This window comes from Undibacterium sp. SXout7W, assembly GCF_049339385.1.
In the GTDB taxonomy this organism is placed as follows: Bacteria; Pseudomonadota; Gammaproteobacteria; order Burkholderiales; family Burkholderiaceae_D; genus Undibacterium.
The window spans coordinates 1-400 of sequence record NZ_JBMPPF010000087.1; the positions used below are offsets into that span (position 1 = coordinate 1).

1 other RNA gene is annotated in these 400 nt (G+C 53.8%); it reads left to right on the top strand.

Going from position 1 to position 400, the window contains the following annotated elements:
• The first annotated feature begins 3 nt into the window (after positions 1-3).
• Positions 4-398, top strand: a transfer-messenger RNA (tmRNA) gene (ssrA, locus tag ACO0LB_RS20605).
• Positions 399-400 lie beyond the last annotated feature (2 nt).

The window sequence follows — 400 nt, forward strand, 5'->3', positions numbered from 1 at the left end:
TCTGGGCCGATTAGGATTCGACGCCGGTAGCGAAACTCTAGGTGCATGCCGAGTTGGTAACAGAACTCGTAAATCCACTGTTGCAACTTTTATAGTTGCCAATGACGAAAACTACGGCGCGGAGTACAAGCTGGCTGCGTAAGCAGTCCTCTTGACCCGTTGCTTCTGGTAGCTTCGGCTCCAGCAATCACTAGGGGATGCCTGTAAACCCGAACTGATTGTCATACAGAACAGGATCGTCGCGTAGCACGTTGTGGGCGAAGTGACTAAAACTTACACAACTCATCCAAAGCACCCTGCCCGTCGGGCGGCTGCGGATTAAATCAGTAGACACGGCTAAGCATGTAGTACCGACAGCGGAGTACTGGCGGACGGGGGTTCAAATCCCCCCGGCTCCACC